This window comes from Psychrosphaera sp. B3R10 (genome assembly GCF_018861025.1).
In the GTDB taxonomy this organism is placed as follows: domain Bacteria; phylum Pseudomonadota; class Gammaproteobacteria; order Enterobacterales; family Alteromonadaceae; genus Psychrosphaera; species Psychrosphaera algicola.
This window is the reverse complement of the sequence record NZ_JAHKQH010000040.1, coordinates 101543-118294: the sequence shown is the minus strand read 5'-3', so window position 1 is coordinate 118294 and position 16752 is coordinate 101543. Positions and strand designations below refer to the sequence as shown.

Below are 16752 nucleotides of genomic sequence, written 5' to 3'. Positions count from 1 at the left end.
AAAAAACAGAGGTTACTTGTGCTGATATTCAGTAACGAGCAACCTCTTGGTATTTGTTTTTTCAATTAATTGTTGATAGTTGGTACGGTTAACAAATAGTTGTTAACGCCTTTAGCGACGTCTAATAGCGATTTGGCGACCGCTTCTAATTCCGCTTTTTTTATTGTTTCCGAAAAATTAACATCGTCTTTTTGTTTTACTGCAACAAAATCTTGAGTACTCACAACAGACTTGGTAATTACGCCAGAGCGAACATCGAGCAATACGGCTTCTACAGAGCAATAAGCTTTGGTTTCGTTCGGGTCCATAAATCGATATTTATTATAGGAATTACATGAGCTTCTATAAGCCAGTAGTAAGTCGGCTTGGAACCTTGCTGCCGCTTCTCTTAAAGAGGGAACCGTTCTTTTATCAGGAACTAACATGGCCGGTAAAAACGAAGCGTCATATACCCGAGCAGACGAACGTAGCTCAGAAATAAACCCGTCAATTAAAGATGTCGTAAGGGTCGTAAAGTCGTTAGAGTAAAATTGCCACTGATTGTCTCGACTTAATTTCAAAATCGCGATTCTATTTTTGGCTGGTAGCTTTACTTGGTAATAAAGTAATTCGTTGATCTTTTGGTCGTTTTCACCTAATAACGAGTCACTGGCAATGCCTTTTGTGTTTGTATTACCCTGATAATAACTGCTAGGCCGGTCTTTAGAAGCCACGCTAGAACAAGCGCCAATAAATATTGATAAGGAAATAATTAAAATTCGGTACATCGATAATCCTTCACTATGGTCAGTAAGTACGACTCGAAAGTCGCTTTGTTGTTTTAAGTTTGTCGAACAGCAAGCTCGTTTTTATACGCTTGTTAATTAGCGTGCTGGTTTCTTAAAATTTTCACTATACGGCTGTATAAAATTTGCGACAAATTCCAGTCGTAGCCATTAAAGTCTGTGGTATTAATCACTTGGACAACTATGGTGTCAATGTCTTTGTGATACTCTGCTAAACTTTGATAGCCGGGAATTAACCCGCCATGTTCATAGACATAAATAGAAGAGTAGATTTCTTTTTCACCCTCTTTAAATACCGAGCCATCATTTAACGCACGCAGAAAAATACCGACATCTTCTACCGTGGCTAACATCGACCCGTAGTCGTTTGCTTTAATATCTTGCTCAACACCAACATAATAACCCCCCATAACGTCATCAATATCAACTTCGCTTAACGAGCTGAACGTATTTGTAAGCCCAAGAGGTATTAAAATTTCTTCTTTGATAAATTGGTGATGGCTGTAACCCACCACTTTTTTTATAAGTTCTGCCAATAATAAGTAGTTGGTATTTGAATATTCGTAACTCGAACCTGGGGCAAATGTCGCGGGTAAATCAAGTGCAAGGGCGAGCTTTTCATCGCTGGTATCCGGAGGTGCATCCCAATAAGCCGGTGTGTCGGTATAATTTGGAATGCCGCTGCGATGCTGAACCATTAATCGTAACGTTATTTTGTCGGCGTTTTCTATTCGGCCAACCAGTTCTGGAAAATAGTCAGCCAGGGTTTTATCCAGTGACAAGCGGTTGGCGTTGACGAGTTTTGCCGTCGCGACTGAAACGTACAATTTGCTGATGCTGGCGATTTTGAATAAGGCGTTTGGATCTGCAGGAATTTTATTGTTTCGGTCTTTCCACCCTGCGGTATACCACGCTGGTGGCTTCCCCGCTTTATCGACATAAACAACCATGCCATCAAAGTCGTAGTTTATCGCCTCGATGACTTGCTCTTGAACAGTGTTTGGTAGTGGTATCAACCAAGCTTTGACTAAAATCCAAGGGACAAAAAACATTGACGTAAAGGTACCGACAAATAATACAATTCTTACAATTAACGTCGTTCTTGTTATCTTCATGATGTTTCCTGTTTTACCAACTGGGGCCTTGAATGTTCTTGTTTGACCGTTTTATTTGATCGAGGTGATTTAAAACAAAAACAATAAAACTGCGATCCCAAGGGCCATGATCCCATAATAGTTCAGTCCACTATTCCATCGAGACAACAATAAAAAATAGCAGAACAAACAACATCCTAAAACAATGCTTGTGAGTAAAAGCCAAAAAAATGATGCACCTGCAAACAGGGAAATGATGAACATAGGGATGAGATAAACTAAAGTAGGTGCGATTGGTTCATCTAATTGATTGTGGAGCTTTAGGGCTGCGACAATAAGTAACGCTTTTATAATCATGGTTCCATCCTTTCTACATAGATTCCTGTGGGCCAATAAAATCAGCTAAGCCCTACTTTAACGGGACTTGGATCACAAACCAACTTTTTTTTACGATAATCAGATTGAACGTCTAACCCAGTTTAAGGGTTTCAAATGGGCTAAATCCAGCCCTTTTGTTTTGCAATTCTTGCAGCGTCAACTCTATTTGCGGCATTTAGTTTTGAAATGGCTTCTGATAAATAATTGCGCACCGTACCTTCTGATAAAAATAGCGCCTGTGCGATCTCTGCAGTTTTTAATCCGTCCCCTGCTAATTTGATAGCTTTGCGTTCTTTTTCAGTTAACGGATCGTTATCGTCAAGTGCCATAAGTGCCAGTTCGGGGTCGATAACTCGTTGTCCTTTTTGGACTTTACCAATTGCGTTTACTAAGTATTCAGTAGGTGATTCTTTTAAAATAAATGCTTTAACACCTAACGCCATCGCACGTTTTATATAACCCGATTTGGAAAAAGTTGTCATGATTAATACCCCAATTTTAGGGTGTTTATCGTGTATCTCTTCAGCAAGCTCAAGGCCAGACATTACCGGCATTTCAATGTCACTGAGCACATAATCGACATTAAGTTGTTCTAACATTTGCAGTGCTACAGCGCCATTTTCGGCCTGACCAACAACTTCAATGTTGTCTTCTAAACCTAACAAGCTGCAAATTGCGCCGCGCACCAATGCTTGGTCTTCAACAACTAAGACTTTTACCACCTGGCTCATATTGTTTGTTCCTCTAGGCCGAGTGGAATAACAATTCGCAATTTAACCCCACCATTTTGCTGGATATCAATGGTGCCACCATGCTCTGCAACTCTAGATTTCATGCCGTCTATGCCATTGCCCGGTGTTAATGTTGAGGTTTTTCCGTTGTCCCCAATATTAAGCTCTACAGAGTCAGAGGTATTTGTTATTGAAATTGAAACTCGATCACCGTTACTGTGGCGTAATATATTCGTGATCCATTCGGTGCATAACATGATCACGGTCGACTCGACTTTTGGCGGCAGGGTGGTGACTTCAATAAATGTTTGGGTTTCAAAATTCATATGTTGTAGTTGTTTCGTGAGTTTTTCTAACGAGCCGTTTATCCCTCGCTGTTTTAATCCAGTTACGGCATAACGAACCTCTGTAAGGGTTTGCCTCGCAAGTTCTGCCACTTCGGTTATTTCTTTTTTTGCTGCGTCAAATTGCGCTCTGTGTGCCAGTTTTTCAGCGAGTTCGGACTTTAATGCCAATGACGAAAGTGAATGCCCGAGTAAGTCGTGCATATCACGGGCAATTCGTTCCCGCTCAGCGATGGCCGCAAGTTGCTCAATTTGCTGATTCTTTTTATTTTGCAAACAGGCGTTTAAATATTCTTTTTGACTAAACACCCCATATACAAACAGACTTGTGGATACGGCTATCGATGGTCCCAAATAATAAGGGCTAAGTAAGTCAAAGGCATAAGCTGACGCAAATTGGCATCCAAGGTTGCATAGTAAAAGTGTGAATGAACCTCTGAATTGAAAATAGTATCCCGCAAAAAATGCCGCATAGCCAAATAACGCATTGGTTCCAGGCTGCACAGACGCGCCAACAGCAGATAAAAGAATAATAGCCAAGATAGGACGAATTACCGCTATACCGGTTAAGCGAGTTGCTTGGAAGAACAACACAATAAATACAGCGTAAATGAAAAACGATATGGCAACTTCTTTTGTGGAAAAGTGTTCAAATTGGGCGACTAAATTGAAAAAATAGAACACCGAAAAAACAAGTGAAAAATAACTCCACTTAGCCGCACCTGTCGCGGCAATCGGACTTACCGAAAAAGCGGCAGCGCTGCCTGCTGGCGTAAGTATTGTTTCTGAACTGTTTTGAGTCATTTTTTTTCCTATTTTTTCCGACACTTAGTGTCGACCACAATGGTCACTATGGTCAATGTTAAAATGAAATTAGCCGGTAATTTTGGTTGAGCGTATTACCAATATTAGGTGATGGGCGATACAAGAAGTGGTGTCGCCCTCACGATTTCTGCATGATGATTATTGTGCTGCGAGTAACATTTTCGCCCAGCCATAATCAGGATTAATGGTTAGAGCCTGTTCCCAATCATTTTTGGCTTTTTCTACGTCACCTTGTTGCATCGAAATCAATCCGCGCCAAGTGTACGTTTCTGCCTGGCCCCAGTGATAATCAGAGTATTGGTCTTCTGAATACGCCGTTATCGCTTGATCAAATGCTTGGTAAGCTGCTTCTGTACTGCCCCCAAAAACACCCGGGGTATTAAATTTGCTTATCCCCTTAACTAATAACACTCTTGGGTTATTTGGTTGTATGGTTTCAGCAGATGAAAGCGTTGAATTTGATTTTGGACCGTAATACATCCCTTTGATTGGGTCTAACGCAATTTTGTATCCGTAAACCTGAGCAAGTAAGGCTTTGATTTCTACATTATCTGGTGACGATTCATCTAGTTTTTCAAGTAATTCCATAGCTTGGTCGATAGACTCTTTAGCAACGGGAGTTTGGCCTTTTAAATTAGCGCTTAAAGCAATTCGATAATATGCTAAAGCAAGGTCATAACCGGATAAATCCGCCGCGATTGTTTTGAGTTGTGTAATGTCCAATACACCTGCTGCTTGCTCGATGCGGTCTATTTCAGCTTGTCCAGCAAGTGCACTACCAGAGATTGCGATTGTCATTGATAAAGTAAGTAATTTAGATTTAATGTTCATGTCAGTTCTCCTGTTTGTTTGACGGGATAAGTATTCGTTATTCGATGAAATGATTGTAGAGAGGTTTGTCACCAATTTGATGTGACAAATGTCATGACATTTGACGTTGGACGGTATTTAGTGAACCGTATTGTTGAAATTATTTTATGAACTTATTGATCCTTTCGTTACTCTTTGAGGTAGAAATATAAAAGGAGATAGAGTTAATGAAACACTTTAGAAACGCATTAGTAGTTATTGTTGCCTTATCGGCAGTGGCTTGTACAAATAAATCTATGTATCAGTTTGGTAAAAATTATCAAAAAAACGAGTGTATTAAAGAAGCGAAAACAGCGTGGCAGTTAGAAGAGTGCGATAAACTCGAAACGGTGCCCTTTGAAGATTATCAGAAGCAAAAAAAGGAAGTTGAGCAAGACTAATCTGTCGCAATAGTTTGTTTTTGAATCAAAAGTGATTTGAACAAATAAACAAGCAGGGCTAATCTAAGACGAGAAGACACAGTTAGGAGTTCCAGTGGACGACAAACATTTACAGGACCAATTGGATTTTATCCGGCTGATTTCACATGATGCCACAGCGTCCTTTACTAAAATGGAAGATTTTCCGCGGGCAATTGAGTGCCTAAGTGAAATATTAAATGCATCTTTTGTCATGTTAACTACTGTTTTTAAAGACGAACACAATCTTGAATATCAGTTTAAAAGTCACCTTTATGCTACGGGTAAGCCCAATAATTCAGACAAGCACCTATTTGTTAAGTATCGCTTTAGTGATTGCCCACCGCAGTTGGAAGATTGGTTGCAAAATGACATTGAGCAGGTAATGGACAAACAATATGTGCTCTCTTGTCTATTGCCTGATCATTTAACTAATATTTTTCGGGGAGACTCAGAGCAGATATTTGTAATCCCTTTTGTTTCTCAAGGTGATATTGTTGGCTTATTAAGCTATGTCGCGCCAAAAACAGCACAGTTTAAAGAAATCTTTAGTTCCGCTTATTATGTTTTAAAGTCGATATTGGGCGGGAGTTATCGTTTATCAAAAGCGGAAATTCAACTGCAAACTTACCAAACCGTACTTGATTTGATGCCACAGCGGGTGTTTTGGAAAAACCGTGATTCGATGTATTTAGGTTGTAACGAAGCGTTTTCTAAAGACGCATCTTTACCAAACCCAGCCTCGATTATCGGCGTTACAGATCACGATATATTCCCCGAACAAGCGGAATTATATCGCTCTGATGATGCAGTAACAATGTCAACACGAGAGCACCTTTTGTGTTCAGAAGAGCCACAAACCCATAAAAATGGCAAAACGATTTGGTTAAGAACATCAAAACGTCCAATTGTTACTGATGAAAATGTTGTTGTAGGATTAGTAGGGACTTACGATGACATTACCCAACTAAAAACAATACAACATGAACTTGGTGTCGCTAAAAACGAATTAGAACAAAGAGTTAAAGACCGTACAACGGAATTAACCGAATCCCATAAAAAACTTGAAGTGGTCATTGAGGAGCTAAAAGCAACTCAAGATCATTTAGTTGAAACCGAAAAAATGGCCGCGTTAGGCAATCTCGTTGCAGGTGTTGCTCATGAAATCAACACCCCACTGGGTATCGCAGTAACTGGGGCGAGTCATTTAGGGGTTTTGGCTAAAGAACTGAAACAAAATGTGCTCGGTGGCAACCTTAGTAAAAAGGTATTTACCAGTAACTGTGACGAAATTGAGATGAGTAGCGACTTAATCCTACGAAACCTGGAACGTGCGGCGGATCTGGTTAGAAACTTCAAAATGATAGCTGTTGATCAATCCAGCGATAAACCAGAGAATGTCGTTCTGAGTTCATATTTGCATAATATCGTCGCTGCTCAGGCGCCGAATGCCGAAGAAAAAAATATAAAGATAATATTAACAGGTGATGAAAACCTTTCTGTATCAGTTTATCCGGTTACAACGGCACAAATTATTTCAAGCTTGATAGAAAATGCATTTATACATGGCTTCGAAGGGATAGAGGTCGGGCAAATTAAAATTGGCTATAAACTTCTTAAAGACACCTTAGAATTTACCGTTGAAGACAATGGGCGTGGAATTGATGAAACGCTTCAAACTAAAATATTTGAACCTTTTTATTCAACTTCTGTGAATCATAATAAAGGCTCAGGTTTAGGGCTCAGTATTGTTTATAACCTAGTAACGCAAAAACTGAACGGACAGGTGGTATGCCGCAGCAAACACGATGAATACTGTCGATTTATTGTCACTATGCCTTTATTGTCTGTTGATAACATCGAAAACAAAAATAAACAGCAGGATAATGGATAGGAAACGAATATGAAATTAGGTGCATTTTCAGTGAGTTTGGCGGTAAAAGATTTAGCCAAGTCAAAGGCCTTTTATGAAAATTTAGGGTTTACGGTTTTTGGTGGGGTCGAGCATCAAAACTGGCTTATTCTTAAAAACGGGGATCATATCATTGGTTTGTTTCAAGGCATGTTTGAAAGTAACATCATGACTTTCAACCCAGGTTGGGATCAGGATGCTCAAGCCTTAGCCGAATTTGACGATGTGAGGGCAATTCAAAACCATTTACAACAAGCCGGTTGTGAGCTTGACAGTACTGTTGACCCTGACTCAAAGGGGCCTGCAAGTTTCGCGTTAAAGGATCCAGACGGCAATGTTATTTTAATCGACCAACACGTCTAGTGGCTTTAAGACAAGATCCTATCAAGAGTAACTTTGCGTTAGGTGAACTTAAACATCTAACAAAACAAATAGGACAAATTTAATCATGACAGGTGAGACCGATTTACATAAACTTATCGCAACGATGGAACCTGAATTACATACAATTGATTATGTATTTAGCCATATTAAAACGGATGATTTGTCGTCCCTCAAGGACCTAAAGCCGATAGGAACGTTTATGGAATCTGAAGGCATGACAGCGATAGTGCCGTTGACGATAGCGCAAGAACATCAAATGTTGATAGAAAGTGTTTTCAGTTGCATTACGTTAAATGTGCATTCAAGTTTGGACGCGGTTGGCCTGACAGCGGCAATAGCAACGGCATTAGGGGAGCAAGGCATAAGTGCAAATGTCGTTGCAGCTTATTACCACGACCACGTATTTGTAAATAAAAACGACGCTGAAAAAGCGCTTAACACCTTACGTTTGTTGAGTAAAAACAGTGCCGACATGACGAACTAAAGAGATAACTTTAGTTCGCTAGTAGAGGCAACAGATTGTATTGACCAATCAGGCCAATAAAGACAACTAAACCAACATAATGATTAGCTAGAAAAGCGCGAAAACACGCATCTCGTTGTTTTTCTCTAGCTTGCCATAGTTGTTGAGCAAACAATACGATAACCACAGTCAAGGCAATGTCCATTGGCCATTGCCAACCCAATTGATGATACAACACAGCAAATATTGCAACCGTTAATAACTGACACAATACAATAGCCTGTAGTTCAAAACGGCCAAAAGCGATGGCCGTTGATTTAACGCCAAGTTTGAGATCATCGTCTTTATCTACCATGGCATAATATGTGTCATAGGCCACGGTCCATAACAGGTTCGCCCCATATAGATACCAAACCACCGCAGGAAGTTGCGCCGTTGCGGCCATAAATGCCATTGGTATTGACCAGCTAAAGGCGGCCCCTAATACGACTTGTGGAAAATGAGTGTAACGTTTCATAAACGGATACACAGACGCCAATATCAAGGCTCCAAACGACAATACAATAGTTTCAATATTTAGGGTCATTACCAGAGCAAAGGCTATCAATAGTAATAAAACGAACAGTTGTAATGCTTCTATTGCAGTGGCTTCCCCCGCTGGTATAGGTCGTTGTTGTGTGCGCTTAACATGACCATCTATTTCTCGGTCTGCGTAGTCATTGATCACACAGCCCGCCGCCCGCATGACAATCACACCTAAGGTAAAAACAGTAAAAAGGTGCAGACTAGGAACACCTTCTGTTGCTATCCACAGGGCCCAAAACGTCGGCCATAATAATAAATAAATACCGATGGGTTTATCCATCCGCATTAAACGGTGGTACGCAGGGTAATTAGAAAACGTTAGGAGTAATTTCATAAGCTATTGGAACAATGACGGTAAAAAACATTCACAAACCAAAAGTGGCTTACGATTGAGATGGAATAACGAACGACGAATATAACACGGCTCGTTAATCGTTTGTTGCAGTTCTTGTTGGATATACAGCCCGAGTTGTGACGTTGGAGTGACCTCTGCAAACTCTATATCGCCTCGTATCGCCTGTGGGGACTGAAATAACACTTGGCCTAGGGATTGATTACCAAGCTCTGTTAACATCGTTTCTGTGCCGGTCGTGGTGGTGTCAGGCATAATGGTTTGGGCATAAACTAACGGCACATCACCTTGCTGTAACAAAACCTCTCGAAATAAGGCGCTACCTTCTTGACTGGGTAAGGCTGGATGTAAAAGTGCCCTGTTTGGCAATGTCGTTTGCGCCAGTACGGCAACATTAAATGCGATGCCTAGCTCTTTAATTTTAACCGTTAGTGAGCTTTCACCCTTTATCCATTGGGCGACGTCGGATCGGAGCTTTGTAAATTGTTCGGAATCCAGCGAAAACCAAGTTTCCGGTAAAGTTAAAGGGTGCAACAGCGTCTTCCATTTATGAGTCTGGGCACATGTTAACAAACAATGTTGCTAAAGCTCAAAGGTCGCAGAATAATATTTATTGCAACAAATTGGCATTAAGGCTGGTAGTTGTTAATTAATTCACTAAAATTAGACATTATACTTAAAGCCATCTTAGAGAAACCTACATGTTGCGTTTACTGCTTGTTTCAATTGCCAGTTTTGTTTTGTTATTTACCGCACCGGCGCAAGCTGAGCCTAAAAACATAGGTTACTTTGGTTTTGAACCGGACATCATCACAAATTATGTCAGTAATAAACGTAACATTGGGTTTATTCGTATCACGGCGGAGTTGATGATAACCGACGTTGCCAATGTTGGCATTGTTGAACATCATTCACCACTATTGCGCGACGCAATTATTGATATTTTAATGAGACAACCTGAACAGAAAGTTAAATCTATGACGGGACGTGAAGAAATTCGATTAAAAATATTGGACCGCTTACAAGAATTAATGAAGAAAGAAACGGGCCAGACTTTAGTGAAAGATATTTTGTTTACTAAATATCTTTATCATTAATAACACCCAGACAACTCGGCGAACGTTAGCCAAGGTTCTTTATAAATAACTCGATAACTCAACCACACGCGCTTGCAAAAGCACAGTGTTTATCAACTGTGCTAGGTTCGAGGTTCAGGTTTTACCATGATTTGAGCTAACGCTATGCCTGATATTAAGCCAAACAAATGCGCCCAGTTTGCCATTGCGACGGGTAATATTTCGAGAAAGCCTAAAATCATCCAACCCACTAAAAAGATAAAAATATTATTCGGTAGGAAAATGCTCTTAGATTGGTGGAAGGTTCCGCAGTACCATGTAAAACCAGCCAACGCGTAGTTAACTCCAGATAAACCAGCAAAGTTAGCATTGACTAATAAAGCCTGTGCAATATTAGACGAGGCGGCACTTAATAACACAACGATGAGTAAAGTTTGTTTACCCAAGACCTTCTCAATTCGACCACCTAAATACCACCACCAGCATAAGTTAAATGCAATATGCATTGCGCTTAAGTGGATAAATGCGGGGGTTACTACACGGTAAAACTCAGTAAGTTCAAACGAAAAACTAAAGTGAGCTTTAAAAAATCCGTAAAAACCAAACCAAGATAATAAAAAGACAGAGGCACACAACAAGGTGATAAATCGAGTAAGTGGTCCAGCACTTCGCCAAATACGGGCCATGCCAAATGATTGTGTTTGCTGTGTTTGCGGTTGCCCCACTTGCCAAGAGGCATCTAAATACTTAGGGTCATTTGGGTTGCTAACAAACTCTTGATAAAACGTTTGTGCCTGATGAAATCCATCGGGGTCAACCCAAATCTCCCATTCGAGCCGTCCCAGTTCATTAGCTGACTCGTTTTGTAAATTTGCGTGAATGTGCTGTAGTTTCAGGTAATCGATAAATGCCTGAGCGGCACGTTGATTAGGGATACTGGCAAGTAATAGCATCTATAAATTATTCGCTTAACGTAACAAATGGGAAGTTTTGCTTCCACATTTCAAAACCACCATCAACAGAATAGACTTCTTCGTATCCTTGTTGAACCAAGTATTGCGCCGCACCTTGCGAGCTGTTGCCGTGATAGCAAAAAACCAATACAGGAACATCGTAATCGTATTTCTGGCTAAACGAAGTCATAGAGCCATTAGATAAATGGAATGAATTGGCGATGTGACCGTTTGCAAATGACTGGTCGTCACGTATATCAGCGATGACAACATGGCCTTTTGCAATCAAGTCGTTTGCTTCAGTAACGCTGATCCGTTTAAAGTCAGTCATAATTTTTTCCTATAAGCGAGATTGATCAAATAGTACCAAAACCCACGTATTTGTCGATTGTTCACCGCAGCTTAGATGAAAAAAAACCGCAACCCTTAATAGGATGCGGTTTAAGTGACAAGACGATCAGGGGAAGAGCACCTCAAATTGTCTTGTTATCAGTTGAAATACTGACTCAAGGAGTGGCTTATTGCCACGCTCGTTGCGCTTCTAAGTTTTGCTCAAATGCACTTATTTGGTCGTTAAACTCTTCGGTTACACCGATAAAATCTAAGTTTTTAAGTAAACGTTCACGCACATCTTCAGCAATTTCAAAATCAATAGCCGCTTGGCCATCAACCAATAACTGTTGGTTTTTAAGATCCACTTTTAATTCAAATGGTTCACCAGATTGGCCTAAATCAAACAACGCATCGATTTGAGCGTTGCTAATTTTTGCTGGAACAATTTGATTGTTAATGCAGTTATTGTAAAAAATATCCGCAAAGCTTGGAGCGATAACCACTTGAAAACCATATTGTTTCAATGCCCAAGGAGCATGTTCACGGCTCGAACCACAACCAAAGTTTTCGCGAGTCAATAGCACCGACGCACCCTGATATTGAGGAAAGTTCAAAACAAACTCAGGATTTGGTTCGCCGTTGTCTAAATAACGCCAGTCAAAAAACAGCGCTTTGTCGAATCCATCACGTTCAACCGAAGTTAAAAATTGCTTAGGAATAATTTGGTCAGTATCGACATTATTTTTGTCTAATGGGCATACAATACCCTGATGAAAAACAGCTTCAGTCATTGTCTTGCTCCTTACGCGTTACGAATGTCAACAAAGTGACCATGAATAGCAGCGGCAGCGGCCATTGCTGGGCTGACTAAATGCGTACGACCACCACGGCCTTGACGACCTTCAAAGTTACGGTTTGACGTTGATGCACAACGGTCGCCTGGTTCTAAGCGGTCGTCGTTCATGGCTAAACACATTGAACAACCCGGCTCGCGCCATTCAAAACCAGCGTCTTTGAATATTTGGTCTAAACCTTCTTGTTCGGCCTGGTGTTTGACTCGCATGGAGCCTGGTACCACTAATGCACGTACGCCAGAGGCGACTTTTTTGTCTTTGGCAATATCAGCAGCCGCACGCATGTCTTCGATGCGTGAATTGGTGCAAGAACCAATAAATACAGTGTTGACATGAATGTCGGTGATCTTTTGTTCCGCTTCTAATCCCATGTAGGCAATTGCTCGACGAATGGCGTCGGCTTTGACTAAATCGGCTTCTTTATCTGGATTAGGCACAATCGCATCAATGCTCACGACTTGTTCTGGGCTAGTGCCCCAGGTCACTTTAGGAATGATGTTGTCGCTATGTAACGTAATTGTATGGTCAAATGTTGCGTCGTTGTCGGATTTTAATGACGACCAATATTTAACGGCCTGGGTAAAGTCGTCCCCTTTAGGCGCGTAATCAAGACCCTCTACGTAGTCATAAGTTGTTTGATCCGGTGCAACCAAACCTGCTTTGGCACCCATTTCGATCGCCATATTACACAAGGTCATGCGACCTTCCATCGACAATTCTTCTATAGCCTGACCACAAAATTCCGCGACATAACCTGTACCACCAGCCGTACCTAAAATTTCAATTACCGCTAAGATGATGTCTTTTGCAGTAATGTCAGTACGCAGTGGACCGTTTACTTCAATTTTTAACGTTTTGGCTTTTTTCTGTTGCAAGGTTTGAGTTGCTAATACGTGTTCAACTTCAGACGTACCGATACCAAATGCTAATGCACCAAACGCGCCGTGAGTCGCAGTATGAGAGTCACCACAGACAATAGTATGACCTGGCAAGGTGATCCCTAGTTCAGGACCAATGACGTGCACAATACCTTGGTTCTTATGGTTTAAGTCGAACAACGTCACGCCAAACTCTTCACAGTTTTTAGCCAATGCTTCTAACTGTTTACGCGAGGTTTCACCGGCGGCGTCAAACGATCGTACTTGGGTCGATACGTTGTGATCCATGGTGGCAAATGTTTTGTCTAATCGACGAACTGGGCGGTTTTTTTCGCGTAGTCCAGCAAATGCCTGTGGAGATGTAACCTCGTGTACCAAATGACGGTCGATATATATCAAGCTCGTTTCGCCGTTAATTTCTGAGATGTAATGTGCATCCCAGATTTTTTCATATAATGTTTTTGCCATGTTGATTGCCTTTATTAGATCGCTGCTGCAATGGCATTTGCCACGTCAGAAGTAGAATATGTTTTGCCGCCCTGCGCGATGTCACCGGTAACGATACCTTGCTTAATAACGTCAGCCACTGCTTGGTCGATGGCATTTGCCGCTTCGTTTTGGTTTAAGCTGTAACGTAATAGTAAAGCCGCACTTAAAATTTGTGCAATTGGATTAGCAATACCTTGGCCTGCAATATCAGGGGCAGAGCCACCAGCCGGTTCGTACATGCCAAATCCTTTGTCATTTAAGCTTGCAGACGGAAGAAGGCCCATAGAACCTGTGATCATTGCACATTCATCAGATAAAATGTCACCAAATAAGTTGTCGCACAACAACACGTCAAACTGAGAAGGGTCTTTAATCAACTGCATTGTCGCGTTGTCGATATAGATATGCTCAACTTCAACATCTGGATAATCTTTTGCCATTTCGTTAACGGTTTCGCGCCACAAAATAGAGGTTTGTAATACGTTTGCTTTATCAACCGAAGTGACTTTGTTACGACGCTTGCGAGCCGCTTCAAAACCAAGTTTAGCAATACGTTGAATTTCAGGTTTTGAATAACGCTGAGTATCAAACGCTGAATCGCCTTCACGGCCTTTTTCACCAAAGTAAATGCCGCCGGTTAATTCACGCATAACTAAAACGTCAAACCCTTTGGCGCTGATGTCAGCGCGCAGTGGTGAAATTGGCGCAAGTGATGAAACAAGAGCAGCTGGGCGCATATTACAAAACAAACTAAAGTGTTTTCGTAACGGTAATAATGCCCCACGTTCTGGTTGGTCATTTGGCGCAAGATTTTCCCATTTAGGACCGCCGACCGAGCCAAATAAAATGGCGTCTGATTTTTCACATAGTGCTAATGTCGCCGCTGGAAGCGGGCTTCCGTGATTGTCGATGGCTATGCCACCAACGTCAGCAAATTCAAAGTTAAGAGAAAATCCAAACTTAGTTTGTACTTTTTCTAACACGGTTATTGCCGCAGCCATAACTTCTGGACCTATGCCATCACCTGGTAAAACAGCAATGTTGTATTTATTTGTCATGTTACTTCCTAAATAATGCGTTGCTTAAACACCTTGGTGCTTTTCTTTAATGTCTTCCACCTGTTGCGCTCGGCGGATCAAATTTAATACGTGGATATACGCTTTTACCCCGGCATGGATGATGTCGGTTGCTAATCCCGTTCCGTGGAAATTACGGCCCATAAACTCGGCAATAATATCCACTTGGCCAATTGCATCAGCCCCTTCGCCTTTTGAACCCAATTTAAAATCAATGATGTTTAATTCAACACCCGTGATATGGCGCATGGCTTTATAGGAGGCCTCGATTGGACCGTTACCCGTTTCTGATTTGTAGATAATCTCTTCGCCACCAGTACGAATACCAACGGTTGCCGTGTTAACGGGTAAGTTGCTCGACAAACCTTGCAAAGACGTCAATTGATAATAATCCGACTCTTCTTCCAACTGTTGATTAAAGACAATCGCCTCTAAGTCATAGTCGTGGACTTGACCTTTTTTGTCGGCCAATTTCAAAAAGGCGTCGTATATGTCGTTTAAGTCATAGTCATTTTTGTCATATCCCATTTCTGACATACGATGTTGGATCACGTGACGACCTGAACGAGACGTCATGTTTAATTCATTACTTTGCATACCAATGTGTTCTGGTTTCATGATTTCATAGGTATTTTGTGCCTTTAAAATACCGTCTTGGTGGATACCAGATGAGTGGGCAAAGGCATTGGCACCTACAATCGCTTTGTTTTGTTGCACTGGCATATTACAAAGTTGACTGACTAATTTTGATGTCCGGAAAATTTCTTCCGATTTGATATTAGTTGAAACCCCAAAACGTTCTGCGCGGGTCCGCAATATCATGGCAACTTCTTCAAGAGCACAATTACCTGCGCGTTCTCCGATACCATTTACCGTACATTCAATTTGACGTGCCCCCGCTTGAACTGCCGCGACGGAGTTGGCGACTGCCAAGCCTAAGTCATTATGACAATGAACAGAGATCACTGCTTTGTCGATGTTAGGGGTTAATTCGCGAATACCACGGATGATTTCGGCAAACTCAGTCGGTTCGGTATAACCAACGGTATCTGGGATATTAATAGTTGTTGCACCGGCGTCAATAGCGCGTTCGATGATATATGCTAAGTCGGCAACCGGTGTACGGCCCGCATCTTCACAGGAAAACTCAACGTCGTCGGTATACGTTTTTGCTAACTTGATGGCTTTCACAGCCATGTCGGTTGCCTGGGCTAAGGTCTTCTGTAATTTGTGTTCTAAATGTATTGGGGAGGTAGCGATAAACGTATGAATACGACGTTTCTCCGCAGGCGCTAAGGCTTCACCACAGGCAATGATGTCTTTATCAACAGCACGAGCTAAACCACAAATTGTTGGGCCTTTAACTTCTCTGGCAATGGATTGCACGGCGTCAAAGTCACCCGGTGATGAAACTGGAAATCCGACCTCCATAACGTCCACACCAAGGCGGGCGATTGCATGGGCAATTTGCAGTTTTTCACGCTTACTTAAACTGGCTCGAAGGGCCTGTTCACCGTCGCGTAATGTGGTGTCAAAGATGACAACCTTATCTTGTTCTATTGTAGCCATGTTACTTCTCCTGTAGTTCGCCAAAGACGTTTTGATCTATACCCTATCTTTTGTGTATTGACTGTCGTTTATACACTTTGTCTAAAGCGGCGAGGATTCTACTTTCGGTATAAAAAAACCCCGCTGCTTAGGCGGGGTTTCATTGAATTTGTTTTTATCTCAAACAACAACAAACGACCCGCGCTTAGATAACAGCAGCAGGTTGAGTAGTAAAAAAGATGTTGTATTGAATAAATGTGTCATTTTTTTAAATAAATATTCTTTTCTATTGAGAACCTAATTTTTAACATTCATGAAATTGGAGTGCAAGCTCTAATTTTAAAATGCCCTAAAAACTTTCTTCTTTATTATACGTTCTAGTTATTTTTAGCAGAATTTCAGCTGAAAGTGTAAATAAATACGA

The 16752-nt window shown here is 41.3% G+C and carries 19 protein-coding genes; 5 read left to right on the top strand and 14 right to left on the bottom strand.

Annotation, left to right across the window (positions count from 1 at the left end; translation table 11 throughout):
• Window positions 1-65: 65 nt before the first annotated feature.
• The 6 genes from KO525_RS14335 to KO525_RS14310 all read right to left on the bottom strand — a co-directional run bounded on the left by KO525_RS14335 (window position 66) and on the right by KO525_RS14310 (window position 4988).
• Entirely contained in the window at window positions 66-767 is a 702-nt protein-coding gene (locus tag KO525_RS14335) for a hypothetical protein (RefSeq protein WP_215964512.1), read from the bottom strand.
• A 92-nt stretch (window positions 768-859) separates the two neighbouring features.
• Window positions 860-1900 (bottom strand): serine hydrolase, encoded by a 1041-nt coding sequence (locus KO525_RS14330; protein WP_215964511.1) that lies wholly within the window; start codon window positions 1898-1900, stop codon window positions 860-862.
• 69 nt (window positions 1901-1969) lie between these two features.
• Window positions 1970-2236, bottom strand: coding sequence for a hypothetical protein (locus KO525_RS14325; RefSeq protein WP_215964510.1), 267 nt, complete (start codon window positions 2234-2236; stop codon window positions 1970-1972).
• A gap of 140 nt (window positions 2237-2376) precedes the next feature.
• Window positions 2377-2979, bottom strand: coding sequence for a DNA-binding response regulator (locus KO525_RS14320; RefSeq protein ID WP_215964621.1), 603 nt, complete (start codon window positions 2977-2979; stop codon window positions 2377-2379).
• Between the two features lie 5 nt (window positions 2980-2984).
• Entirely contained in the window at window positions 2985-4136 is a 1152-nt protein-coding gene (locus tag KO525_RS14315; RefSeq protein WP_215964509.1) for a sensor histidine kinase, read from the bottom strand.
• A gap of 159 nt (window positions 4137-4295) precedes the next feature.
• Window positions 4296-4988 carry a tetratricopeptide repeat protein gene (locus KO525_RS14310; protein WP_215964508.1) on the bottom strand — a complete coding sequence of 231 codons (693 nt, stop codon included), beginning with the start codon at window positions 4986-4988 and terminating at the stop codon, window positions 4296-4298.
• Window positions 4989-5194: 206 nt separating this feature from the next.
• Here KO525_RS14310 and KO525_RS14305 point away from each other — a divergent pair, with 206 nt between their 5' ends.
• From KO525_RS14305 to KO525_RS14290, 4 genes are all read left to right on the top strand, one after another.
• The gene (locus tag KO525_RS14305; protein WP_215964507.1) at window positions 5195-5407 is read left to right on the top strand and encodes a hypothetical protein; all 213 of its coding nucleotides are present in this window, start codon (window positions 5195-5197) and stop codon (window positions 5405-5407) included.
• 94 nt (window positions 5408-5501) lie between these two features.
• Complete coding sequence (locus KO525_RS14300) at window positions 5502-7319, top strand: HAMP domain-containing sensor histidine kinase (RefSeq protein WP_215964506.1); 1818 nt, start codon at window positions 5502-5504, stop codon at window positions 7317-7319.
• Window positions 7320-7328: 9 nt separating this feature from the next.
• Complete coding sequence (locus KO525_RS14295) at window positions 7329-7700, top strand: VOC family protein (RefSeq protein ID WP_215964505.1); 372 nt, start codon at window positions 7329-7331, stop codon at window positions 7698-7700.
• Between the two features lie 85 nt (window positions 7701-7785).
• Window positions 7786-8205 carry an ACT domain-containing protein gene (locus tag KO525_RS14290; protein WP_215964504.1) on the top strand — a complete coding sequence of 140 codons (420 nt, stop codon included), beginning with the start codon at window positions 7786-7788 and terminating at the stop codon, window positions 8203-8205.
• A 10-nt stretch (window positions 8206-8215) separates the two neighbouring features.
• Here KO525_RS14290 and ubiA read toward each other — a convergent pair whose 3' ends face one another.
• A complete protein-coding gene (gene ubiA, locus KO525_RS14285) occupies window positions 8216-9103 on the bottom strand; it encodes a 4-hydroxybenzoate octaprenyltransferase (protein ID WP_215964503.1) in 888 nt (295 codons plus the stop codon).
• 3 nt (window positions 9104-9106) lie between these two features.
• Window positions 9107-9655, bottom strand: a complete 549-nt coding sequence (locus KO525_RS14280) for a chorismate lyase (protein WP_215964502.1) — start codon at window positions 9653-9655, stop codon at window positions 9107-9109.
• Window positions 9656-9822: 167 nt separating this feature from the next.
• Here KO525_RS14280 and KO525_RS14275 point away from each other — a divergent pair, with 167 nt between their 5' ends.
• Entirely contained in the window at window positions 9823-10218 is a 396-nt protein-coding gene (locus KO525_RS14275) for a flagellar basal body-associated protein FliL (protein ID WP_215964501.1), read from the top strand.
• A 101-nt stretch (window positions 10219-10319) separates the two neighbouring features.
• Here the strand turns inward: KO525_RS14275 and glpG are convergent, their stop codons facing one another.
• From glpG to leuA, 6 genes are all read right to left on the bottom strand, one after another.
• On the bottom strand, window positions 10320-11150 hold the full coding sequence (glpG, locus tag KO525_RS14270; protein ID WP_215964500.1) for a rhomboid family intramembrane serine protease GlpG: 831 nt from the start codon (window positions 11148-11150) through the stop codon (window positions 10320-10322).
• 7 nt (window positions 11151-11157) lie between these two features.
• Complete coding sequence (glpE, locus tag KO525_RS14265) at window positions 11158-11481, bottom strand: thiosulfate sulfurtransferase GlpE (RefSeq protein WP_215964499.1); 324 nt, start codon at window positions 11479-11481, stop codon at window positions 11158-11160.
• Window positions 11482-11668: 187 nt separating this feature from the next.
• The gene (leuD, locus tag KO525_RS14260) at window positions 11669-12274 is read right to left on the bottom strand and encodes a 3-isopropylmalate dehydratase small subunit (protein WP_215964498.1); all 606 of its coding nucleotides are present in this window, start codon (window positions 12272-12274) and stop codon (window positions 11669-11671) included.
• Window positions 12275-12285: 11 nt separating this feature from the next.
• Window positions 12286-13683 (bottom strand): 3-isopropylmalate dehydratase large subunit, encoded by a 1398-nt coding sequence (gene leuC, locus KO525_RS14255; RefSeq protein WP_215964497.1) that lies wholly within the window; start codon window positions 13681-13683, stop codon window positions 12286-12288.
• A gap of 14 nt (window positions 13684-13697) precedes the next feature.
• The gene (gene leuB / locus KO525_RS14250; protein ID WP_215964496.1) at window positions 13698-14762 is read right to left on the bottom strand and encodes a 3-isopropylmalate dehydrogenase; all 1065 of its coding nucleotides are present in this window, start codon (window positions 14760-14762) and stop codon (window positions 13698-13700) included.
• A gap of 24 nt (window positions 14763-14786) precedes the next feature.
• Window positions 14787-16349, bottom strand: a complete 1563-nt coding sequence (leuA, locus tag KO525_RS14245; RefSeq protein ID WP_215964495.1) for a 2-isopropylmalate synthase — start codon at window positions 16347-16349, stop codon at window positions 14787-14789.
• Between the last annotated feature and the right edge of the window lie 403 nt (window positions 16350-16752).